General features: G+C 62.7%; 19 protein-coding genes and 1 pseudogene. 14 read left to right on the top strand and 6 right to left on the bottom strand.

The window, feature by feature from the left end:
• Window positions 1-76 precede the first annotated feature (76 nt).
• Window positions 77-4,372: a DEAD/DEAH box helicase gene (locus tag L6D81_RS13810; RefSeq protein WP_236180162.1), complete on the top strand. Its 4,296-nt coding sequence runs from the start codon at window positions 77-79 to the stop codon at window positions 4,370-4,372.
• Between the two features lie 116 nt (window positions 4,373-4,488).
• Here L6D81_RS13810 and L6D81_RS13805 read toward each other — a convergent pair.
• Window positions 4,489-4,680, bottom strand: a pseudogene (locus L6D81_RS13805) (hypothetical protein); the annotation flags it as partial.
• A gap of 257 nt (window positions 4,681-4,937) precedes the next feature.
• Between L6D81_RS13805 and L6D81_RS13800 the strand changes: the two are divergent.
• The 5 genes from L6D81_RS13800 to L6D81_RS13780 all read left to right on the top strand — a co-directional run bounded on the left by L6D81_RS13800 (window position 4,938) and on the right by L6D81_RS13780 (window position 10,242).
• The gene (locus L6D81_RS13800; protein ID WP_236180160.1) at window positions 4,938-6,149 is read left to right on the top strand and encodes an MFS transporter; all 1,212 of its coding nucleotides are present in this window, start codon (window positions 4,938-4,940) and stop codon (window positions 6,147-6,149) included.
• A gap of 103 nt (window positions 6,150-6,252) precedes the next feature.
• Window positions 6,253-7,179, top strand: a complete 927-nt coding sequence (locus tag L6D81_RS13795) for a DUF72 domain-containing protein (RefSeq protein ID WP_236180158.1) — start codon at window positions 6,253-6,255, stop codon at window positions 7,177-7,179.
• The gene (locus tag L6D81_RS13790) at window positions 7,176-7,973 is read left to right on the top strand and encodes an endonuclease/exonuclease/phosphatase family protein (RefSeq protein ID WP_236180156.1); all 798 of its coding nucleotides are present in this window, start codon (window positions 7,176-7,178) and stop codon (window positions 7,971-7,973) included. Before L6D81_RS13795 ends, L6D81_RS13790 begins: the two co-directional genes overlap by 4 nt.
• Window positions 7,970-9,256, top strand: a complete 1,287-nt coding sequence (gene clsB / locus L6D81_RS13785; RefSeq protein ID WP_236180154.1) for a cardiolipin synthase ClsB — start codon at window positions 7,970-7,972, stop codon at window positions 9,254-9,256. The genes L6D81_RS13790 and clsB overlap by 4 nt, the downstream gene beginning before the upstream one ends.
• Window positions 9,253-10,242, top strand: coding sequence for a lysylphosphatidylglycerol synthase domain-containing protein (locus L6D81_RS13780; RefSeq protein WP_236180152.1), 990 nt, complete (start codon window positions 9,253-9,255; stop codon window positions 10,240-10,242). Before clsB ends, L6D81_RS13780 begins: the two co-directional genes overlap by 4 nt.
• Here L6D81_RS13780 and L6D81_RS13775 read toward each other — a convergent pair whose 3' ends face one another.
• The 3 genes from L6D81_RS13775 to L6D81_RS13765 all read right to left on the bottom strand — a co-directional run bounded on the left by L6D81_RS13775 (window position 10,243) and on the right by L6D81_RS13765 (window position 13,271).
• Window positions 10,243-11,001 (bottom strand): alpha/beta hydrolase family protein, encoded by a 759-nt coding sequence (locus tag L6D81_RS13775; RefSeq protein WP_236180150.1) that lies wholly within the window; start codon window positions 10,999-11,001, stop codon window positions 10,243-10,245.
• On the bottom strand, window positions 10,991-12,097 hold the full coding sequence (locus L6D81_RS13770; RefSeq protein ID WP_236180148.1) for a DUF3182 family protein: 1,107 nt from the start codon (window positions 12,095-12,097) through the stop codon (window positions 10,991-10,993). Before L6D81_RS13770 ends, L6D81_RS13775 begins: the two co-directional genes overlap by 11 nt.
• Before the next feature lie 178 nt (window positions 12,098-12,275).
• Window positions 12,276-13,271 (bottom strand): GlxA family transcriptional regulator, encoded by a 996-nt coding sequence (locus tag L6D81_RS13765; protein ID WP_236180147.1) that lies wholly within the window; start codon window positions 13,269-13,271, stop codon window positions 12,276-12,278.
• Window positions 13,272-13,371: 100 nt separating this feature from the next.
• Here L6D81_RS13765 and L6D81_RS13760 point away from each other — a divergent pair, with 100 nt between their 5' ends.
• The 7 genes from L6D81_RS13760 to L6D81_RS13730 all read left to right on the top strand — a co-directional run bounded on the left by L6D81_RS13760 (window position 13,372) and on the right by L6D81_RS13730 (window position 18,536).
• Window positions 13,372-13,926, top strand: coding sequence for a cysteine hydrolase family protein (locus L6D81_RS13760; RefSeq protein WP_236180145.1), 555 nt, complete (start codon window positions 13,372-13,374; stop codon window positions 13,924-13,926).
• Window positions 13,927-14,068: 142 nt separating this feature from the next.
• Window positions 14,069-14,737: a YjfI family protein gene (locus L6D81_RS13755; RefSeq protein WP_236180143.1), complete on the top strand. Its 669-nt coding sequence runs from the start codon at window positions 14,069-14,071 to the stop codon at window positions 14,735-14,737.
• Between the two features lie 17 nt (window positions 14,738-14,754).
• Window positions 14,755-15,453: a PspA/IM30 family protein gene (locus L6D81_RS13750; protein ID WP_236180142.1), complete on the top strand. Its 699-nt coding sequence runs from the start codon at window positions 14,755-14,757 to the stop codon at window positions 15,451-15,453.
• Between the two features lie 123 nt (window positions 15,454-15,576).
• A complete protein-coding gene (locus L6D81_RS13745; RefSeq protein ID WP_085654911.1) occupies window positions 15,577-16,227 on the top strand; it encodes a DUF2491 family protein in 651 nt (216 codons plus the stop codon).
• Window positions 16,228-16,240: 13 nt separating this feature from the next.
• Complete coding sequence (locus L6D81_RS13740) at window positions 16,241-16,666, top strand: DUF350 domain-containing protein (RefSeq protein ID WP_236180140.1); 426 nt, start codon at window positions 16,241-16,243, stop codon at window positions 16,664-16,666.
• Between the two features lie 17 nt (window positions 16,667-16,683).
• Entirely contained in the window at window positions 16,684-17,376 is a 693-nt protein-coding gene (locus tag L6D81_RS13735; protein ID WP_236180138.1) for a DUF1190 domain-containing protein, read from the top strand.
• Between the two features lie 2 nt (window positions 17,377-17,378).
• Window positions 17,379-18,536: a glutathionylspermidine synthase family protein gene (locus tag L6D81_RS13730; RefSeq protein ID WP_236180136.1), complete on the top strand. Its 1,158-nt coding sequence runs from the start codon at window positions 17,379-17,381 to the stop codon at window positions 18,534-18,536.
• Window positions 18,537-18,612: 76 nt separating this feature from the next.
• On the opposite strand, the gene L6D81_RS13725 is transcribed toward L6D81_RS13730, so the two are convergent.
• Window positions 18,613-19,131 (bottom strand): single-stranded DNA-binding protein, encoded by a 519-nt coding sequence (locus L6D81_RS13725; protein ID WP_007966163.1) that lies wholly within the window; start codon window positions 19,129-19,131, stop codon window positions 18,613-18,615.
• A gap of 9 nt (window positions 19,132-19,140) precedes the next feature.
• Complete coding sequence (locus L6D81_RS13720) at window positions 19,141-20,538, bottom strand: MFS transporter (protein WP_236180134.1); 1,398 nt, start codon at window positions 20,536-20,538, stop codon at window positions 19,141-19,143.
• A gap of 191 nt (window positions 20,539-20,729) precedes the next feature.
• On the opposite strand from L6D81_RS13720, the gene uvrA reads away from it, so the two are divergent.
• Complete coding sequence (gene uvrA, locus L6D81_RS13715) at window positions 20,730-23,564, top strand: excinuclease ABC subunit UvrA (RefSeq protein WP_236180132.1); 2,835 nt, start codon at window positions 20,730-20,732, stop codon at window positions 23,562-23,564.
• The last annotated feature ends 9 nt before the right edge of the window (window positions 23,565-23,573 follow it).

Genomic DNA, 23,573 nt, shown 5'->3' with positions numbered 1-23,573 from the left:
GCGCAACCGTCACCCGTAAAGTGTAGATCCCGAGCGGTACTTGCAACTTCGCCTGCGCACCCGCATAACTGAAGCCATGAATCTGCCCCTCCCCAAGGACGCGGCCCTGGCAGGCTTTCACCCCGCCGTCAGCGCCTGGTTCAGCAGTACCTTCCCGACGGTGACGGCCGCCCAGGCCCGCGCATGGCCGTTGATCCGCCAGCGCCGCTCGACGCTGATCGCCGCGCCCACCGGTTCCGGCAAGACCCTTACCGCGTTCCTCGCCGTGCTCGACGAGCTGGTCCACCGTGGCCTGGAAACCCCGGACGGCCTGCCGGACGAGACGCTGGTGGTCTACATTTCGCCGCTCAAGGCGCTGTCCAACGACATCCGCATCAACCTGCAGAACCCGCTGGCCGGAATTACCGACCAGTTGCGCCAAATGGATCTGCCGGCGCTGGAAATCACCACCGCCGTGCGCACCGGCGACACCCCGCAGAAAGACCGCGCCGCCATGCGCAAGAGCGCGCCGCACATTCTGGTGACCACCCCGGAGTCGCTCTACGTGCTGCTCGGCTCCGAGTCCGGCCGCAAAATGCTCGGCACCACGCGCACGGTGATCGTCGACGAGATCCACGCCATCGCCGCCGGCAAACGCGGCAGTCACCTGGCACTGAGTCTCGAACGTTTGCAAGCACTGTGTCCTGAACCACTGACGCGCATCGGCCTGTCGGCCACGCAAAAACCGATCGAGGCGGTCGCGCGGTTTCTGGTGGGCCATGACCGCCCGTGCGACATCATCGATATCGGCCACGCGCGCCCACGGGATCTGGACATCGAAGTGCCGCCGGTGCCGTTGTCGGCCGTGATGGCCAATGACGTCTGGGAACTGGTTTATGACCGCCTCGCCACACTGGCTCGTGAACACCGCACCACGCTGATTTTCGTCAACACCCGACGTCTGGCCGAACGCTTGAGCCGACACCTCAGTGAACGCCTGGGCAAACATGCCGTGGCCGCGCACCACGGCAGTCTGGCCAAAGAGTTTCGTCTCGTCGCCGAACAACGGCTCAAGCGCGGCGAGCTGCAAGTGCTGATCGCCACCGCCTCGCTGGAGCTGGGCATCGATATCGGCGAAGTCGACCTCGTTTGTCAGATCGCTTCGCCGCGTTCGATTGCCGGTTTTCTGCAACGGGTCGGCCGTTCCGGACACCAGGTCGGTGGCACGCCCAAGGGACGCCTGTTCGCCACCACCCGCGACGATTTGATCGAGTGCGCCGCCCTGCTCGACTGTGTGCGCCGGGGTGAACTCGATACCCTGCACATCCCCGAAGCGCCGCTGGATGTGCTGGCGCAGCAGATCATCGCCGAGGTCAGTTGCCAGGAATGGGCCGAAGACGATTTGCTCGCGCTGCTGCGCCGGGCCGAGCCCTACGCCCGCCTCGACGAACAACATTATCAGGCGCTGCTGGGCATGCTCGCCGAGGGCTACAACGGCCGTCAGGGCATCCGCAGCGCTTATCTGCACCGCGACGCCGTCAGCCGAACCCTGCGCGGACGACGCGGTGCAAGGCTGACGGCAGTCACCAGCGGCGGCACCATCCCCGACAACGCCGACTACAGCGTATTGCTCGAACCCCAGGGCCTGAACATCGGCAGCGTCAACGAAGATTTCGCTGTGGAAAGCATCGCTGGCGATGTGTTCCAACTCGGCAACGCCTCCTATCGCATCCTGCGGGTGGACACCGGCAAGGTGCGGGTCGAGGACGCTCAAGGCCAGCCGCCGACCATTCCGTTCTGGCTCGGCGAGGCACCGGGGCGCAGCGACGAGCTGTCGGCGGCCGTGGCGCGCCTGCACGCGCAGCTGGATCAACGGCTCAGCGCCAGCCCCGGCAACCTGCAACCGGCCCTTGCCTGGCTGACCGATACCCTCGGCCTGAACCTGGCCAGCGCCGAGCAACTGGTGGATTACCTGGCCCGCGCCCGCCTCGCCCTCGGTGCCTTGCCATCCCGGGACACGCTGCTGATGGAGCGGTTTTTCGACGCGTCCGGCGGTACCCAACTGATTATTCATTCGCCGTTCGGCAGTCGCATCAACCGCGCCTGGGGCCTGGCCCTGCGCAAGCGGTTCTGCCGCACCTTCAACTTCGAATTGCAGGCCGCCGCCAGCGAAGACGCGATCGTGCTGTCGCTGTCCACCAGCCACAGTTTCGAACTCGACGATGTCTGGCGTTACCTGCACAGCAACAGCGCCGAGCACATCCTGATTCAAGCGGTGCTGGATGCGCCGCTGTTCGGTGTGCGCTGGCGCTGGAATGCCGGCGTGGCGCTGGCCCTGCCGCGCTACAGCGGCGGGCGCAAGGTCGCGCCGCAATTGCAGCGGATGAAAAGCGAAGACCTGATCGCCAGTGTGTTTCCCGATCAGATCGCCTGCCTGGAAAACCTCGCCGGCGAACGGGAAATTCCCGAGCATCCGCTGGTGGAGCAGACCCTCGACGATTGCCTGCACGAAGCGATGGACAGCGAAGGCTGGCTCGAACTGCTGCGGCGCATAGAGCGCGGCGAAGTGCGCCTGATCGCCCGCGACCTGCCGGCGCCCTCGCCGCTGGCGGCGGAAATCCTCAGCGCCCGCCCTTACACCTTTCTCGACGATGCGCCGCTGGAAGAGCGTCGCACCCAGGCCGTGCTCAACCGCCGCTGGAGCGATCCGCAATCCACCGACGACCTCGGCGCGCTGGACGCCGATGCGATCGACGCCGTGCGCGAAGAAGCCTGGCCGACGCCGAACAGCGCCGACGAAATGCACGAAGCGCTGATGAGCCTGGCCTGCATCAACGACGGCGAAGTCGAGGCCAATCCACATTGGCGCGAGTGGCTGGGTGCCTTGGCCGAAACCGGGCGAGCCTGCCGATTGCAGATCGATCCCGAGCATTCACTGTGGCTGGCAAGAGAACGCCTGAACTGTCTGCAAGCGCTTTATCCACAGGCGCATTCGGTACTGCCCCCGTTGCCCGGGTTCGACGAAGCATGGACGGCCGATGACGCACTGATTGAGGTGATCCGCGCGCGACTCGGCGCATTCGGCCCGCTACCGCTGGCGGCGATTGCCGAACCGCTGGCCCTGATGCCGACCGCTGTCCATCAAGCCCTCGCTCATCTGGAGCGCGAGGGTTATGTACTGCGGGGTCAGTTCACGCCGGGATCGACCGTTGAGCAATGGTGTGAACGCCATCTGCTGGCGCGAATTCACCGCTACACGCTCAAGCGTCTGCGCCGGGAAATCGAGCCGGTGGCGTTGCAGGATTTCATGCGGTTTCTGTTCGACTGGCAGCACGTGTCCCCTTCCAACCGTGGTCAGGGCAGCGCCGCGTTACCGGCGATTGTCGCTCAGTTCGAAGGCTATCCGGCTGCCGCTTCGGCATGGGACAGCGACATTCTTCCCGCGCGGCTCAAGGATTATTCACCGAGCTGGCTGGATGACCTGTGCCGCAGCGGCAAACTGGTATGGACGCGCCTCAGCGCCCGGCAAAACATCGGCGGCACGGCATTGCGCAGCACACCGATCGTGTTGCTGCCGCGCACTCAGGTCGGCTTGTGGAGCGCGCTGGCCGAGCAGACGTCGGTCAATGACCTGTCGCCCAAAACCCGCAAGGTTTTCGACACGCTGAGCCAGCACGGTGCATTGTTTTTCGATGAGCTGATTCATGAAGCACACCTGCTGCGCACCGAGCTGGAAATCGCCTTGCAGGAACTGGTCGGCGCCGGGCTGGTGAATGCCGACAGCTTTGCCGGACTGCGCGCGCTGATCACCCCGGCGAGCAAGCGCCAGCAGCGCAGCAGTCGACGCGGACGCGGGGCATTTGTCGCAGGCATGGACGATGCCGGGCGCTGGGCGTTACTGCGTCGCGGGCCGATGGTGGAAAACCGTCAAATGGCCTCGCCCGAAACCCTCGAACACATCGCCATGACCTTGTTGCGCCGCTATGGCGTGGTGTTCTGGCGCCTGCTGGAACGCGAAGCCGACTGGCTGCCGAGCTGGCGCGAGTTGCTGCGCACGTTCCATCGGCTGGAAGCACGGGGCGAGATTCGCGGCGGGCGATTTGTCAGCGGTCTGGCGGGCGAGCAATTCGCCCTGCCCGAGGCAATTCCGCTGCTGCGCGAAGTCCGCCGTCGCCCCCATGATGGCAGCCTGATCGCGGTGTGCGGCGTCGACCCGCTGAACCTCGCGGGGACCTTGTTGCCAGGGGCAAAAGTGCCGGCGCTGGCGAGCAATCGGCTGGTGTATCGCGACGGCTTGCCGGTCGCTGCCGAGGTCGCCGGCAAACAGCAATTCTGGGTGGAGCTGGATCAGGTTTCCATGGAGCAGGTTCGCAGCAAGCTGATTCGGCATTGATGTAAACCGGGCTTGCCCGCGATGGGGGCCTGCATTACCACCACAAAATCGACTATTCAATTCGCAATGCCTGCGGTGCCGTGCCCTCCTCTTCCTGGCGCCTGGGCAACAAAACCTGCTGCCAGCAGACCGTTGACCACCGCGATGCTGCTGGTGATGTTGCCGCCCAGTTGCCGGGCGATCTGCGGGCTGGTCAGGGCGTCACTCAATGCGGCGAGAAAGCCGATCAGGAACAGCGGCAGGCTGGCGGCTTGCACGGCATGACCGCCGAACAACAGCAATGCCCCCAATAGAATCGCGATCCTGAACCTGGTCAAAACGCAGAAATCCCTTGGTTGAACCTGTAAGGAACTGATCGGTAAATCGCGGGCAAGTTCGGCTTTTGCGGTTGATCGCTCCCACGCTCCACTCCCCTCCTTGATCGTTCCCACGCAGAGCATGGGAACGATCACCTTAGGGGGGATATTTGCGCGGTACGCAAATATCAAATGCCCCTCCCTGTATTTTTCCACCCCCACCAAACCCCGACACTGCGCTCCATTCAATCCCCCACCGGAGTGCTGTCATGCCCATTGCCCTGCTCGCGCTGACCCTCAGCGCTTTCGCCATCGGGACGACCGAGTTCGTCATCGTCGGCCTGCTTCCCACCATCGGCGCCGATCTCGGCGTCAGCCTGCCGTCCGCCGGTCTGCTGGTCAGTCTGTATGCCCTCGGCGTAGCCATCGGTGCGCCGGTGCTGACCGCGCTCACCGGCAAGGTCCCGCGCAAACTGTTGCTGCTGTCGCTGATGGTGCTGTTCACCCTCGGCAACCTGCTGGCCTGGCTGGCACCGAGTTATGAATCGCTGGTGCTGGCGCGGATCGTCACCGGTCTGGCCCACGGCGTGTTCTTCTCCATCGGCTCGACCATTGCCACCAGCCTGGTGCCCAAGGAAAAAGCCGCCAGTGCGATTGCGATCATGTTCACCGGCCTGACCGTGGCGCTGGTCACCGGCGTGCCGCTGGGCACGTTCATCGGTCAGCATTTCGGCTGGCGTGAAACCTTCCTCGCCGTGTCGGCACTCGGCGTGATCGCGTTCATCGGCAGCCTGCTGTATGTGCCGAACAACATTGCCCACAGCAAACCAGCCTCGCTGTTGCAGCAATTGCAGGTGCTCAAGCAACCGCGCCTGTTGCTGGTGTATGCCATGACCGCCATTGGCTACGGCGGCTCGTTCATCGCTTTCACGTTCCTGGCGCCGATCCTTCAGGACATCTCCGGCTTCAGCGCCAGCACTGTCAGCCTGGTGCTGCTGGTGTACGGCGTGTCGGTCGCCGTCGGCAACCTCTGGGGCGGCAAGCTGGCGGACAAGCGCGGGCCGATCAGCGCGCTGAAAATCATCTTCGCCCTGCTCGCCGCCGTGCTGTTCGTACTCACTTTCACCGCCGGCAACCCGTGGCTGGCACTGGCCACCGTGCTGGTCTGGGGCGCAGTCGCGTTCGGCAACGTGCCGGGCTTGCAGGTGTATGTGGTGCGTCAGGCTGAACATCACACACCGCACGCCGTGGACGTGGCCTCGGGCCTGAACATTGCCGCGTTCAACCTCGGGATTGCCGGCGGTGCGTGGGGGGGCGGCTTGATCGTCGAGCACATCGGCCTGATCCATACCGCATGGATCGGCGGCCTGGTGGTGCTGGTGGCGCTGGCCCTGACCGCCTGGAGCGGACGCCTCGATCGGCTGGGCCCGGTGTATGCCGAACCCGCCGACGGCTCGGCCCGGGTCGTCACCGGCCACTGAACCTTCACAGCCTGACCGTCCGTAATCCCGGCGAAACTTTCCCCAATCGTCCGCAGTCATCCACAGACAGAGGCCGAATGGGGACTTTCGACGGGAGGGCGGCATGGCAACGATTCATATCGGCATTTCAGGCTGGCGTTACGCCCCGTGGCGCGGGGACTTTTACCCGAAGGGGCTGGCGCACAAACGCGAATTGCAATTCGCCTCACGGGCGGTCAACAGCATCGAAATCAACGGATCGTTCTACGCCCTGCAGCGGCCTGAACGTTATGCCCGGTGGTACGCCGAAACGCCGGACGATTTCGTGTTCAGCATCAAGGCGCCGCGCTTCATCACCCACATCCGTCGTCTGCGCGAGATCGAGAAACCCCTGGCCAATTTCTTCGCCTCCGGGGTATTGGAACTGAAGGAAAAACTCGGCCCGGTTCTCTGGCAATTCCCGCCCAATTTCACGTTCGACCCCGAGCGTTTCGAAGCCTTTCTCGACCAGTTACCCCGCGACACGCAGGCCGCTGCCGCCCTCGCCCATCAGCACGACTCACACTTGCACGGCCACGCGAGCCTGAAGGCCTACGGTAAAAAACCGCTGCGCCATGCCGTGGAAATCCGCCACGACAGTTTCATCGACCCTGGTTTCGTGCGCCTGCTCAAACGCTACAACACCGCGCTGGTGATCGCCGACACCGCCGGGAAATGGCCGTACCGCGAAGACCTGACCAGCGACTTCGTCTATCTGCGCCTGCACGGTACCGAAGAACTTTACGCCAGCGGCTACACCCGGGCCGCGCTGCAACGCTGGGCCGAACGGATTGATGCCTGGCACCATGGCCGGCAACCGGGCGACGCCCATTTGATCGCGCCGCGCCTGAAGCCTCGGGCCCGTAAATCCCGCGAGGTTTTCTGTTACTTCGACAACGACATCAAAGTGCGCGCGCCTTTCGATGCCCGCAGCCTGTTGCAGCGTTTCGATCTGGATAAAAACCTCGAAACCGTGCCCGGTGAACCGGCCGCCGAAGGAGTACTCGCATGAGCATCCCCGAGCCGCTCGGCTTCACCGACGAGCAGACCTCAGTGGTCACCACGCTGCGCCGTTTCACCGTGCTGACGGTCAACACCCACAAGGGCTTCACTGCACTGAACCGGCGTTTCATCCTGCCGGAACTGCGCGAAGCGGTGCGCAGCGTGTCCGCCGATGTGGTGTTTCTTCAGGAAGTCCACGGCACCCACGAACATCATCCCAAGCGCTACAACAATTGGCCGACGATGCCGCAGTACGAATTTCTCGCCGACAGTCTCTGGCCGCAGTTCGCCTACGGGCGCAACGCGGTGTACCCGGAGGGCGATCATGGCAATGCGGTGCTGTCGAAATTCCAGATCGTGCGTCATGACAATCTCGACGTTTCGATCAGCGGCCACGAAAACCGCGGGCTGTTGCACTGCGTGCTGCGCCTGCCGGGAGACGACCGTGAACTGCATGCGATCTGCGTCCATCTGGGCCTGCGCGAAAGCCATCGCAACGATCAGTTGCGCCTTTTGCGAGAGCGCCTGGCCGAACTGCCTGATGATGCGCCAGTGATCGTCGCCGGCGATTTCAACGACTGGCGCCAGCGCGCCGATGCCTTGCTTGAACCCTGCGGTCTGCGTGAGGTGTTCGCTGCACATCACGGCCGGGCAGCGCGCAGTTTTCCCGCACGTCTGCCGTTGCTGCGCCTGGACCGGATCTACGTACGCAACCTCAAAGCCAGCCAGCCCAAAGTGCTGGCGAACCGCCCCTGGTCACACCTTTCCGACCACGCACCGCTATCGGTGGAGATTGAACTATGAGCAGTGCACCGCTGGAGAAAACCGCCGTGGAGCCCGTCAGCATCACCCCGCCCGTGCGCGAGCCCGGCACCGTCGATGTCGAGTATCGCTGGCAAGGCAACAACCGCGTCGAGTTGCTGGAAAACGGCGAGGAGTATTTCCCCCGGGTGTTCGAAGCGATGCGCGCAGCGAAAAGCGAAATCCTGCTGGAGACGTTCATCGTCTTCGAAGACAAGGTCGGGAAAGAGTTGCAGGAAATTCTGATCGATGCCGCCCGACGTGGCGTGCGCACCACCGTCAGCCTCGACGGCTTCGGTTGCGGCGAACTGAGCACCGGTTATCTGACCGCGCTGAGCGATGCCGGCGTGCACCTGCAGATGTTCGATCCGGCCCCCAGGCATCTGGGCATTCGCACCAACTGGTTCCGGCGCTTGCATCGCAAGATTGTGGTGGTCGACGGGCTGGTTGCGTTCATCGGCGGCATCAACTTTTCCGGCGATCACCTGGCCGATTTCGGCCCCGAAGCGAAGCAGGATTACTCGGTGGAAATTCAGGGCCCGGCGGTGGCCGACATCCATCATTTCGCCCTGCTGCAAAGCGGCCGTCCGGGACGCGCAAGGTTCTGGTGGCAACGCCGTCGACAGCGGCGTGCCGAGATGGCGTTCGAAGATCACGACGGTCAGGTGCGTCTGGTGTTCCGCGACAACGACCGCCACCACACCGATATCGAAGACGTCTATCTGCAGGTGCTGCGCCGCGCCCAACGGCGGGTGGTGATCGCCAACGCCTACTTCTTTCCTGGCTATCGCCTGCTGCGTGAGATCCGCAACGCCGCCCGGCGCGGGGTCGAGGTGCGGCTGATCCTGCAGGGCCAGCCGGACATGCTGGTGGCCAAACTCGCCGCGCGCATGACCTACGACTACCTGCTCAAGGCCGGGGTGCAGATCCACGAATATTGCGAACGGCCGCTGCACGGCAAAGTGGCGCTGGTGGACGAAGAATGGAGCACCGTCGGCTCGAGCAATCTCGACCCGCTGAGCCTGTCGCTGAACCTGGAGGCCAACGTGCTGATCCGCGACCGCGCTTTCAATTGCCACTTGTTCGAGCGCCTCGAAGACCTCAGCCACAACCACTGCAAGGCGATGGACGCCGCGAAATCGCCACGCGGGCGGATCTGGCACATGACCGTGGGTTTTCTGGTGTTTCACTTCTTGCGGCACTTTCCAGCCATGGCCGGCTGGCTGCCGGCGCACAAGCCACGGCTCAAACCCTTTACCCCAGCCGCCGGGAGCGATCCTTCATGAGCCATTCCGAAGCCCACGCGGCGGCGCGTCCTATACCTGCGGGCAAGTCCCGCTGGAGCCGCTGGAAACGTCCGCTGACCCTGCTGTTCTTTCTCGCGCTGATCGTTTTGCTGACGATGTTCGCCAGTCGCATCGAATGGGCCGAGGTGCTGCAAACCCTCGCCGACTTCAAGGTGCGCACGCTGATCATCGCCTCCAGCCTGACCTTGCTGAGCTTTCTGGTGTACGCCAGTTTCGATTTGATCGGCCGCACCTACATCCGCCAGGACCTGACCTGGAAACAGATCCTGCCGGTGGGCGTCATCAGTTATGCATTCAACCTCAACCTCAGTGCATGGGTCGGCGGGATCGCCATGCGTTATCGGTTGTATTCGCGGCTCGGGGTGAGCAAAAGCAACATCGCCAAGATCCTCGGTCTGAGCCTGGCGACCAACTGGTTCGGCTACATGACCATCGCCGGCGTGGTGTTCGCCAGCGGGCTGGTGAGCATGCCACCGGGCTGGAAAATCAGCAGCGGCGCGTTGCAGGGCATTGGCGTGTTGCTGCTGTTGGTCAGTGTCGGTTATCTGGTCGCCTGCCAGTTTTCCCGGCGTCGCGAGTGGTCGATTCGCGGGGTGGAAATCAACCTGCCGTCGCTGCGCATGGCGGTCCTGCAATTGCTGCTGGGGGCATTGAACTGGTCGCTGATGGCGGCGGTGATATTCACCTTGCTGCCGAACAAGCTCGACTATCCGCTGGTGCTCGGGGTTCTGCTGATCAGCGCGATTGCCGGGGTCATCACCCACATTCCCGCCGGGCTTGGAGTACTGGAAGCGGTGTTTGTGGCACTGCTGCAACACGAGGCTTCGCGCGGCAGTCTGGTGGCAGGATTGCTGGCGTATCGGGCGATCTATTTTCTGCTGCCGCTGCTGATCACCGTGCTGATGTACCTGGTGGTGGAAGCCAAGGCCAAGGCGTTGCGGATCGAGAAGAAACCCACGTCGTGATCAGCGCGACTGAATGATGCTCAACCGCTCGCCCACCACCATCTCGGTGATCCAGTCGACCAGGATCGAGGTGTAGGCCTGCTGCGAAGTCGGATCGCTCAGGGCATGGTCGGCGCCGTCGATGATACGGTGGGTCAGCGAATGGGTCTGCTGGCACGCGGCGCGGTAACTCATGATGGTCGCGTGGGGTACGTATTCATCGGTTTCCGACTGCACCAGCAGCACATCGCCGGTGAATTTCGAACAGGCGTGCAAGGCGCGGTTGCTGTCGGCGCGCACCCGCGTGCCGCGATAATCCCGCAGGTCAGCCTTGTCCAGGTCGCGCTTGGGCGTGTGCCATTGCTCGTCGCGGTACAGCGCCGGCACCCGCAGCGCCAGCCAGCGCACCGGGCGCAGCGAAGTCAGGATCGAGGCGAGGTAACCGCCATAACTGGTGCCCACCACCGCAATCGCCGAGGTGTCCAGCGCCGGGTGGGCGAGCAGCCGATCGTAGGCCGCCAGCAAATCGCGCAGATTGTCTTCGCGGGTGACCCGGCTCAGCGGGATGCCGGTACCGCCGGTGTGCCCGCGCAGGTCGAACGTCAGACAGACACAGCCCAGACCCGCGATGCCTTTGGCCCGCTCCAGATCCCGCTCCTGACTGCCACCCCAGCCGTGCACGAACAACACGCCGGGGACTTTCGATTTGGGACTGAGGAAGGTCCCGCTCATCTGTTCATCATCAATGTCGATTTGAATGCTTTCGCTTCTAGCCGTCATAGGATTTGACCGTTACGTATTTGAGAAGAAAGTCGCTGTTTTCGGCAGGCCCGCGATACACCTCGATGGCATCCGCCGGCAGCGCCTGATCGCTATAGGTTTCCACCGACGACACGCGGATCGCGTGCATCGAGGGGTCGTTGACGAAGCTTTGCAGCGCCGCGACTTCCGCGCTGCTGGCGCCGCCCATTCGCCAGGACTGTTCGAGCACGCCACTGCGCGGCCGGCCTTCGCTGTCCAGGCCCTGGGCGATGTCGTAATTGCGCCGCGAGGCATAGAATCGCGGATAGGCTTCGTCCGCCGCCCGGTCGAACACCTGCGCCTGCTGGATGGCCAGACGCACGTCGTCGGGCAGATCCAGCGCCAGCAGATCCTCGTAACCGCCCTGCACCACCAGCAGGTTCGAACCGCCATACACCGCTTCGCCGTGGGTGTCTTGGGTCAAGTATTGATCACCGCAGTAACTCAGTACCCGGTCGCCGATGAACGACTGACCGACGCTGTGGGTGACCACCCCACTCAAATCCTGCTCCAGCACCACACCCTCGCTGAACAGTTTTCCGGCTTCGGGTCGGGCGAGGATTTCGTCGAATGCATCGAGGCTCTTGATCACTTCCTGACCGCGCCCGGCACAGGCATGGATCGGCTTGAGACGGATCGGCCCGCTGTACAACAGATGTTCGGCAGCGGCCCGCGCATCCTCCAGCGCAAAGACGCTGAGCCCGTCCAGCACCACGGTGCGCACCCGCTCGGAAAACAAGGGCGACCAGCCTTGCGGCGCTTGGGCCTGATGGCTGCGCAAACCGTGGCTGATGGCTTTGGTGCAGATGAAGTCGTGCTCGACGAAGCCACCCCATAAATCGTCCGGGCCGCTCACGCCCAACTCACGGGCCGCGGCGCCGACGAGGGTCTGGGTCGGCAACAGATAAATATCCCGGCCGCGATGTTTTTCAGCGTCGTAACTGCCGCCGAACTTGAGGCCAAGGATCTGCGCCAGCCATCGCGCGAGGGCCTTGTTGGTCTGCACTTCATGCTGTGGCGCGCCGGGCCGGACCGAATGGGCGACGACCAGTTTCCTGCGGGGTTTCGGGGTCATGCGCCCCCCTTCCAACGGCGGGTTGAATGTAGGTCAGAGGGTGCAGAGATCAGGCCAACCGGGGTTTGCCTGAAACGTGGTGAAAATCAGCCACTTGTCAAAACCGTACTGGCACCGCGCCTGTTTCAATCTGCACGACCGGCTCGATGACTCCGGTATTCTGCACGACGGGTGCGTTTTACTTCACCACGGCCGTCGGCGGACTCACGCCGAATCGCGTCCGGTATTCACTCGGCGCCAGCCCGGTGATTTTCCTGAAGATGGCGCGAAACGCTCCCGGATCCTGATAGCCCACCGTCCACGCGATGAAATCGATGGTGCCATTGGTGAACTCGAGCATTTCCCGCGCCTTGCCGACCCGCAAGTGCTGGCAGTATTCGGTGGGTTTCAGGCCGGTCGCCGCACGGAAGCGGCGCAGGAAGGTACGTTCCTCGAGCCCCGCGCGTTCTGCCATCGCCGTCAGTGAGACATCCGTCGCGCCATTGCCTTGCAGCCAGTGTTGAACCTTGAGAATAGCGCCGTCGCCATGATTGAGGATTGGCGCAAAATTGCTTCCGCAGGCACTGGCGCTGTCGCTGTGTTCCACCACCAGAAACCGCGCGGTGCTGCTGGCGATGCTCGGCCCGAGCAATCGGTCCACCAGACGCAAACCAAGCTCTGACCAGGCCATCAGCCCCGCCGTCGTTATCAGGTCACCGTCGTCGACAATCGGCGTGTCGGCCTTGAGCCTGATCTTCGGGTAACACTCGGCGAAGGCCTTGGCCGAAGTCCAGTGCGTGGTAGCACTGCGACCATCGAGCAACCCGCTCTCCGCCAGCAGCCACGAGCCGACACAGACCCCGCCAAGTGTCGCGCCACGAGCATGTTGTTCACGCAGCCAGGGCAGCAGCCCGGCCGGCATCTGTGCCGCGGAAAAACCGGCAATGGATGGCGGGATCAACACCGCCAGCAAACCGTTGTCGGCAGCTGAATGAGTGTCATGGACACGTAACGGTGGCCGATCTCCATCGACCTGCCAATGGCTGATCCGCAGCAGTGGCAATTGCGTGGTCTGGTGTTCGGCGGCGATCCGGTTGGCGACCCCGAACAGGTCGGTCAGGCCATGCACCGCCGCCATCTGCGCGCCGGGATAGATCAGCACACCCAATTCGACGACCGCCGGTTTCGCGTCCATTGTCAGTTTTCCCCTGTGTATTGTCGGTGCGGCCAATCCTCGAAGACGTGGCCAGCGCCAATACTGAACCCACACCCACCCATACTTCGAGGACACACCCATGGCCAGGCAAGCGCTCATCGTAGTCGATATCCAGAACGACTACTTCCCCCAAGGCAAGTGGCCGCTGGCGGGGGCCGACGCCGCCGCGGACAACGCTGCCCGGCTGATTGCGGCATTCCGCGAGGCCGGCGATTCGGTGGTGCACATCCGCCACGAATTCACCTCGCCCGAGGCACCGTTTTTCACCCCGGGCTCCGAAGGCGCGAAACTGCATCCGAAAGTACTCAACCGCGCTGACGAGCCGGTGGTGCTCAAGCACTTCGTCAACTCGTTCCGCGAAACCGAACTGCAATCAATCCTCGACGAACAAGGCATCAAGGAGCTGGTGGTGGTCGGCAGCATGAGCCACATGTGCGTCGACGGCATCACCCGTGCGGCGGCCGATCTGGGTTACACCGTCACGGTCATCCACGATGCCTGCGCCACCCGCGACCTGGAATTCAACGGCCTGACCGTGCCCGCCGCCCACGTGCATGCGGCGTTCATGTCAGCACTGGGTTTTGCCTACGCCAGCGTGGTATCCACCGATGAGTTCCTCTCCGCCATCCGCTAAGTACAAGTGACAAAGCCTGCGCCCGCCTCGTTGCGGGCGTTTTTTCGTGGGTCATGAAAATCTCACGCGTGAGCCATTGATGGCATTTTGATTTGGTTGTAGTGTGGCTCACGCGTGAGATGTTCATAACGGAGTCATCGCCATGAAAAGCCGCTCCCCTGCTACGCCGTCAGAGAGCCCAAAGGGAGTGCGCTCGACACCGTCCGCGAAAAAACCGTCGAGCTTCTACATGAAGCAGATGCGCGCGGGCCTGGCTGCCGCCGGTTATGTGAAACACGAAACTTGGGTGCTTCCGGAAAACCGAAGCTTGCTCAAGCAAATGGAGCAACAGCTACGCCAACCGATTCTGGCTGGCTCTTTCATGTCGGAGAATTACATGAGCGCAGGCAACAACTGGAACATCGAGAGCCTCCACAACGCTTTCAAGGCGCTGGACGAGGTGGCTTCGCAAGAGATCACGCTGTCTCTGATCCAGAGCTCCGAACCCAGCCTCAAGCTGGAAATGAACGAATTCGGCGGTCTGCCGATTCACATCGCCATCGCCGGTCAGCAGATCATTGTCGACACCGTGCTGGTGGACATCGATTCGATCACCGACGTGCGCGCGTTCAACGACGCCGTGCTGCGCAGCCGGGAAATGTTCCCGCTGTCGTCGATCGGCATCGAGACCATGCCCAACGGCCAGACCGTCTACAACATGTTCGGTGCACTGAGTGCCGACTCGAGCCTGACCAACGTGGTGACCGAGGTGAAAACCCTGGTCGATAACGTGCAGCGCGCCAGCGAAGCCTTCGAACACTTCTTCAAGTAATCAACAGGGAATATCCAATGACTCAGTCCATCTGGAGCAAGTTGTTCACCGCGCTGCGCGGCGGCGCCAACGAAGTCGGCGAAGCGATCGCCGACCAGCAGGCCCTGCGCATCCTCGATCAGGAAATCCGTGACGCCGACAGCGCGCTGTCCAACGCCCGTCGCGAACTGGTCACCATCATGGCCAAGCACAAACTCTCCGCCGACCGCGTGAGCGAGTACGAAGCCAAGATCAAGGACCTGGAAGCCAAGGCCGTTTCCGCCCTGAACGCCGGCCGTGAAGACCTGGCGCTGGAAGTGGCTGAAGCGATCTCGACCCTGACCAACGACCTCGACGTCGAGAAAAAGCAGAGCGACGAGTTCGGCACCTACGCCGACAACATGCGCAAGGACATCAACAAGGCCGAAGCGCGGATCAAGAGCCTTCGCCAGCAAGTGGACATGGCCAAGGCCCGTGAAAGCGTGCAGAAGGCTCAGGTCAGCGCCTCGATCGCCAGCGGCGGCGCCAACGGCAAGCTGGAAACTGCCGTCGGTACCCTGAACCGTCTGCAAGCCAAACAGCAGCAACGCGCGGCCGAGCTGAGTGCTGCCGACGAACTGGCCGATGCTTCGACCGGCAACGACCTGGATCGCAAGCTGCGCGAAGCCGGCATCACGCCGAACGAAGGCAGCGCCAACGCCATCCTCGAGCGTCTGAAGCAGAAGTCCGCTCCGTAACGGCGGCGGGAGTAAAGAAGGGCACCGGGTGCCCTTCTTTTTTGCCTGCTCGTTCGCCGCGCGCCCGGTACACTAGCGGCGTTTTGCCAACGAATACCTCCACCCGCTTCAAGGAATGTACCCATGGGATGGTTCAAAGATTTGCTCGGCACCAGCAACTGGCAGTCGGCAGCGCCGGCGTCAGGGTCTGCCGGCGGCCCCCTCGGACTGGCGCAGGGCAAGGCGATCCGCTTCGACACGACCCTCGGCCTGTTGCTCGACGGCAGCACTTCAGTGCGGGTTCCCGACGCCCAGGCCATCTGGAGCGCGGGCTGGATCGACCTCGGTCAGTCGAACAAACTGCATCGCTACTACCTGAACGATGAAGAATTCTGGGTACAGATCCATGTCACCGGCGACGACCAGATCGAATCGGTGACGCTGTTCAACTACGTCAGCTATGTGACGGTCAACAGTGACGCCGAACTGCAGCGCCTGGCCGGGCCGAACAGCCTGATCGGCCTGCCGACCTATCGCCATGAAGGTGTCGAGTACACCCGAGAATGGGGCACCGAACGCGGCCAGACCGAACTGGTGCCGCTCACCGAACAGGTGATCAACCCGGACGAGTCCTACACCATCAACCATCACTCGATGCTCTACGCCCGGGACACCGGCCTGACCGATCGCCGCGAACTCTTGCTGTTCTCCGTCGAGCAGGATGAAGAAGGCACCGTCAGCCTGAGCACCTCGCTGGGCATCTCGCTGTACACCACCGATTTGAGCACCATTTAAAAGGAAGTTTTCCATGCTGGAAGCGTTGTCCATTTCCCTGAACAAAGCCGCGCTGGTCGGTTTCGTCGCGTACCTGATCGGCGCCGTGCTGCTGTTCATGCTGTTTCAATTCGTCTACACCCGCATCACACCGCACAAGGAATTCGAGCTGATCCGTTCCGGCAACGTCGCCGCCGCCATTGCCCTGGCCGGCGCAATCATCGGCTTCGCGATTCCGGCGAGCAACGTGATCGCCCATTCGATCAACGTCCTCGACTTCGTCCTCTGGGCGGTGATCGCGGCCGCGGTGCAATTGCTGGCGTTCCTGGCGACCGGGCTGGTGCTCAAGGGCACGTCCCAGCGCATCGCCAACGGTGAAATCGCTGCGGGCATTTATGTGGCGGCGGTGGCGATCAGCGTCGGCATGCTCAACGCCGCGTGCATGACCCCGTCCTACTGATCGGCAGGAAGCCTGAGATGAAACGAAGCAAGTACGTTCAACTGTCGCTGGCCGCTTCGGTAGCCCTGGCGATTTCCGGTGAAGCAGCCGCCCAAGAGCAGCAACGCAACTTCCAGAGTGTTGAGCAATGCGTCGATGCCGAAGTGGCGCCGGATGTCTGCTCGAACGCCTACGTCGCCGCCCTGGCCGAGCACCGACGGATCTCCCCGGCCTACGACGACAAGGCGGCCTGCGACGCGGACTTTGCCGCCGACTGGTGTCAGAAAAATTCCGCCGGCCGTTTCGTGCCCAAGCTCGGTGGTTTCAAGGTGCCGCAGGACGGTGAGCCGGCGCAAAACCTCGATGCAATCGCCAATGCCCAGATGCCCGCTGGCGACGCTGCGGCCGTACAGAGCAATCAGACGAGCACTTCGCACTCATCAGGCGGTGCCGGCAATGGCTGGCTCACCGGATGGCTGATCGGCAATGCCATGAGCAACAACCGCACAAGCGACTCGCGGCCGGTTTATCGTGAGCGCAATACCCGCCAGACCTACGACACCTCAACGCTGAACCGTCGCATCGAATCGGCGCCGAGCCGCAGCCAGCGGGACTACGACAGCGATTACCGCAAACCGGTCAACGTCGCTTCGTCCACCTCCCGTGGCGGCTTCGGCAGCCAGTCCAGCGCGCGCAGCGGTTGGGGCGGCTGGGGCCGTTCGAGCAGCTGACCATGAAGAAAATCCATTGCGCCGAGCGCCATGACTGGAAACAGACCGCCGAAAGCCTCGGCTTTCTGTTTCACACCATCGACGACGAGCCGTACTGGGACGAGCGCGCCTATTACCAGTTCACGCTGGCGCAGATCGAAACCGATCTGGAGGACCCGACCACCGAGCTGCACGAGATGTGCATGGATCTGGTCGACCGCGTCGTGCACAGCGAAGAACTGCTGGATCGCCTGAGCATTCCGGCGGCGTACTACGACATGATCCGAACGTCCTGGCTGGAAGGTCATCCGCATCTGTACGGGCGCATGGACTTCTCCTACAGCGGCAACGGCCCGGCGAAGCTGCTCGAACTCAACTACGACACGCCCACCAGTCTTTACGAAGCGGCAGCGTTCCAGTGGGGCTGGCTGGAGCAGTGCATCGAGCGCGGGCTGCTGCCGCGCCATGCCGACCAGTTCAACAGCATCGACACCCGACTGCACGAGGCCTTCGCCGAACTGAAACTCACGCGGCCGTTTTACTTCGCCTCGATGAAAGACTCGGTCGAAGACAAGGGCACCACGGATTATCTGCGGCTGATCGCAGAGAAGGTCGGCATCGAATCGCGGCACATCGACATCGAAGACATCGGCCTGAGCGCTGACGGTCGTTTCGTGGATCTTGAGGATCGCTGGATCCCGCACCTGTTCAAGCTGCACGCCTGGGAGTTCATCTTCCACGAACCGTTCGGCGCGGCGATCGCTGAGTGCGACACCCAGTTTTTCGAACCGGCGTGGAAGTCGATCCTCTCCAACAAGGGCGCCCTGCCGTTGCTTTGGGAACTGCACAAAGGCCATCCGAACCTGCTCGCCGCGCACCTCGATCCGAACCCGGACAGCCCGGTGCCCAAGGGTTGGGTACGCAAGCCATACTTCTCCCGGGAAGGCGCCAACATCGAGCTGCAGACCGCCGAGGGCCTGATTGTCAAAGAGGATGGGCCCTACACCGACGCGCCCTTCATCCTGCAGGAATTTGCCCCTTTGCCGAAGTTCGACGACAGCTACACGCTGATCGGCTCATGGGTGATCGGCGATCAGGCGGCCGGGATTGGCGTGCGCGAAGACAACAGCCTGATCACCAAGGATTCGAGCCGGTTTCTGCCGCATCTGATTCTTGACTGAAAAACCTGCACACATGAAAAAGGCCCGTCGTGTTCAGCGACGGGCCTTTTTTGTTTAGCGCGGATACAACAGCGAATCAGAACGGAATGTCGTCATCGAAACTGTCGAAATCCGGAGCCGGTTGCGGTGCGGCCTGCTGTGGAGCCGGGGCCGGACGCTGCTGCGGTGCCGACTGCTGCGGGCGCGGAGCCTGCTGGCGTGGCGCCTGCTGCTGATAATTGTTGCCACCGCCTTGCTGGTCGCCCTGTTGTGGACGGCCGCCCAGCAGTTGCATGGTGCCTTGCATGTCGACCACGATCTCGGTGGTGTAACGCTTGATACCGTCCTTTTCCCACTCGCGGGTCTGCAGCTTGCCTTCGATGTAGACCTGCGAACCCTTGCGCAGGTATTCGCCGGCAATCTCGGCAACCTTGCCGAACATCGATACGCGGTGCCACTCGGTCTTCTCGACCTTCTGACCGGTCTGCTTGTCGGTCCATTGCTCGCTGGTCGCCAGACTCAGGTTGGTCACGGCGTTACCGTTGGGCAGGTAGCGGACTTCGGGATCCTGGCCGCAAGTACCGACCAGAATGACTTTGTTAACCCCACGGGCCATAACGTTCTCCTAGGCTTCGCACGCAGTCTGCGCCGGGTTGTTCACCAGGCGCTCGAGAGTGGTGCGATCCATTAATTCGGTGTCCAGTTTGATGTAGATCGCCGCTTCATCAGCGACTATCACTGCATCAGTTACCCCTACGAGGGCCTTGAGACGCTCGACCAGACCCGCTTCGCGGATCGCTTCGGGCGATAGCGGCAGGCGCAGGCTCGTCACGTAGGGAGGTTCGCGCATGGTAACAGCAAAGGCCAGCCAAAGTGCAGCCAGCCCGGCACATCCAAGGAACACAACCGACAGACCGCCATGCTGGAACATCCAGCCGCCGAGAATCCCGCCGAGTGCCGAGCCGAGGAACTGACTGGTGGAGTACACGCCCATGGCCGTGCCCTTGCCACCTGCCGGTGAAACCTTGCTGATCAGCGACGGCAGCGATGCTTCCAGCAGATTGAACGCGGTGAAGAACACCACCGTCCCGATCACCAGAGCCCGCAGGCTGTCGCCGAACTGCCAGAAGAATAGCTCAGTCAGCATCAGCGTCATCACGGCGCCGAGCAAAACTCGTTTCATTTTGCGTTTTTTCTCGCCGTAGATAATGAAGGGGATCATGGCGAAGAAAGAAATCAGCAGCGCGGTGAGGTAGACCCACCAGTGCTGCTCTTTGGGCAGGCCGGCCTTTTCGACCAGCGCCAGGGGCAGTGCGACGAAGCTCGACATCAACATCGCATGTAACACAAAAATGCCCAGGTCCAGCCGCAGCAGGTCCGGGTGCTTGAGCGTCGGCATCAACGCCTGGCGTGCCACGCCAGACTCGCGGTGGCTCAGCGGCCCGGTGGATTTCGGCACCATGAACATCACGATCACGATCCCGACCAGGGCCATGCCGCCGGTGGCGAAAAACAGGCCGGACAAGCCGAACGCACGGGTCAGCAGCGGGCCGACCACCATGGCCACGGCGAACGACAGGCCGATGGTCATGCCGATCATGGCCATGGCTTTGGTGCGGTGCTGTTCGCGGGTCAGGTCGGAAAGCAAGGCCATGACCGCCGCGGAAATAGCGCCGGCGCCCTGCAGGATCCGCCCGGCAATCACGCCCCAGATCGAATCGGCCTGCGCCGCCAGCACGCTGCCGAGGGCGAAGACGATCAGCCCCAGGTAAATCACCGGACGCCGGCCGATGCGGTCGGAAATGATCCCGAACGGAATCTGGAAAATCGCCTGGGTCAGGCCGTAAGCGCCGATCGCCAGCCCGATCAGGGCCGGGGTCGCTCCCGCCAGATCCATGCCGTAGGTCGCCAGTACCGGCAACACCATGAACATGCCAAGCATACGGAAGGCGAACACCAGGGCCAGACCGCTCGCCGCGCGGGTCTCGCTGCCACTCATGCGTTCGCTGTGGGGATCGTGCATGGAAAAACCTCGTGTGAACCGGCGGCGATTCTACCAGTCCCATCGAGAGACGGGGTATATCGCGACGCTTTGACGCGTACAGATGAAACTCTCTTCATGTAAGGCAAAAAACCCTTCACTTGATAGTGTGCATCCATCCAGTATTTGGCCGTATACTCCTGTGTTTTCGACGCCCGCCGAGCGAGGCCATTTTGGACAAGATCCTGATTCGTGGGGCCCGTACCCACAACCTGAAGAACATCGACCTGACCCTGCCACGGGACAAACTGATCGTCATCACCGGCCTGTCCGGATCCGGCAAGTCGTCCCTGGCCTTCGACACGCTGTACGCCGAAGGTCAGCGCCGCTATGTCGAATCCCTGTCGGCCTATGCCCGACAGTTCCTGTCGATGATGGAAAAACCCGACGTCGACACCATCGAAGGCCTGTCGCCGGCGATCTCCATCGAACAGAAGTCGACCTCGCACAACCCGCGTTCCACGGTCGGCACCATCACCGAAATCTACGACTACCTGCGTCTGCTTTATGCGCGCGTCGGTACGCCACGCTGCCCGGATCACGACATCCCGCTGGAAGCGCAGACCGTCAGCCAGATGGTCGACCTGGTGCTGGCTCAGCCGGAAGGCAGCAAGCTGATGCTGCTGGCGCCGGTGATCCGCGAGCGCAAGGGCGAGCACCTGTCGGTATTCGAGGAACTGCGTGCCCAGGGCTTCGTCCGGGCTCGGGTCAATGGCCGGCTGTGCGAGCTGGACGAACTGCCAAAACTGGATAAACAGAAGAAGCACACGATCGAAGTGGTGGTCGACCGTTTCAAGGTTCGCGCCGACCTGCAGCAGCGTCTGGCCGAATCCTTCGAAACCGCGCTGAAGCTGGCCGACGGCATTGCCCTGGTGGCGCCGATGGACGATGAACCGGGCGAAGAGATGATCTTCTCCGCGCGCTTCGCCTGCCCGGTCTGCGGCCACGCGATCAGCGAGCTGGAACCCAAGCTGTTTTCCTTCAACAACCCGGCCGGCGCCTGCCCGACCTGCGATGGTCTGGGGGTGAAGCAGTTCTTCGACATCAAGCGACTGGTCAACGGTGATTTGACCCTGGCCGAAGGCGCGATCCGTGGCTGGGACAGGCGCAACGTCTATTACTTCCAGATGCTCGGCTCACTGGCCGCGCATTACGGCTTCAGTCTGGAGCAGCCGTTCAACGAGCTGCCGGCCGATCAGCAGAAGTTCATCCTGCACGGCAGTGGTTCGCAGAACGTCGATTTCAAATACCTCAACGACCGGGGCGACATCGTCAAACGCTCGCACCCGTTCGAAGGCATCGTGCCGAACCTTGAGCGCCGCTACCGCGAAACCGAATCGGCCAGCGTGCGTGAAGAACTGGCGAAGTTCCTCAGCACCCAGTCGTGCCCGGATTGCCGTGGCACCCGCCTGCGTCGCGAAGCGCGGCACGTGTGGGTGGGCGAGAAAACCCTGCCGGCGGTGACCAACCTGCCGATCGGCGACGCCTGCGATTACTTCGGCGCGCTGAAGATGACCGGCCGCCGTGGCGAAATCGCCGACAAGATTCTCAAGGAGATCCGTGAACGCCTGCAGTTTCTGGTCAACGTCGGCCTGGACTATCTGTCGCTGGATCGCAGTGCCGATACATTGTCCGGCGGCGAGGCGCAGCGGATTCGTCTGGCCAGTCAGATCGGCGCAGGCCTGGTGGGTGTTCTGTACATCCTCGACGAGCCGTCGATTGGTCTGCACCAGCGCGACAACGATCGTCTGCTCGGCACCCTCAAGCACCTGCGCGACATCGGCAACACGGTGATTGTGGTCGAGCACGACGAAGACGCGATCCGCCTGGCCGACTACGTAGTGGATATCGGCCCGGGCGCCGGTGTTCACGGGGGACAGATCGTCGCCGAAGGCACACCAGGCGAAGTCATGGCGCACCCGGACTCGCTGACCGGCAAATACCTGTCGGGCCGGGTCAAGATCGAAGTGCCGGCCAAGCGCACACCGCGCAACAAGAAGCAGGTGCTGTCGCTCAAGGGCGCGCGGGGCAACAACCTGCGCAACGTCGACCTGGAAATCCCGATCGGCCTGCTGACTTGCGTGACCGGCGTCTCCGGCTCCGGCAAATCGACGCTGATCAACAACACGCTGTTCCCACTGAGCGCCACGGCGCTCAATGGCGCGACCACCCTGGAAGCGGCAGCCCACGACAGCATCAAGGGCCTGGAACATCTGGACAAGGTCGTCGACATCGACCAGAGCCCGATCGGTCGCACGCCGCGCTCCAACCCGGCGACCTACACCGGGCTGTTCACGCCGATTCGCGAACTGTTCGCCGGCGTGCCCGAGTCCCGCTCCCGTGGTTACGGCCCGGGGCGTTTCTCGTTCAACGTCAAGGGCGGTCGCTGCGAAGCCTGCCAGGGCGATGGCCTGATCAAAGTGGAAATGCACTTCCTGCCGGACATCTACGTCCCATGCGACGTGTGCAAGAGCAAGCGCTACAACCGCGAAACCCTCGAGATCAAATACAAGGGCAAGAGCATCCACGAAACCCTCGAGATGACTATCGAGGAAGCGCGGGAGTTCTTCGACGCGGTGCCGGCGCTGGCGCGCAAGCTTCAAACGCTGATGGATGTGGGCTTGTCGTACATCAAGCTAGGGCAGTCGGCGACCACGCTGTCCGGCGGTGAGGCCCAGCGGGTCAAGTTGTCCCGCGAGCTGTCCAAGCGCGATACCGGCAAAACCCTGTACATCCTCGATGAGCCGACCACCGGTCTGCACTTCGCGGATATCCAGCAATTGCTCGACGTACTGCATCGCCTGCGCGACCACGGCAACACCGTGGTGGTGATCGAACACAACCTCGACGTGATCAAGACCGCCGACTGGCTGGTGGATCTTGGCCCTGAGGGTGGCTCGAAAGGCGGACAGATCATCGCCACCGGTACGCCGGAGGAAGTGGCCGAGATGAAACAGTCTCACACCGGGCATTACCTCAAGCCGCTGCTGATCCGCGATCGGGCCTGATTGCCAGGC

It is taken from the genome of Pseudomonas sputi, from assembly GCF_021603585.1.
Taxonomy (GTDB): Bacteria; Pseudomonadota; Gammaproteobacteria; order Pseudomonadales; family Pseudomonadaceae; genus Aquipseudomonas; species Aquipseudomonas sputi.
Note: the sequence above shows the minus strand (reverse complement) of the source record. Positions and strands in the feature narration are given on the sequence as shown.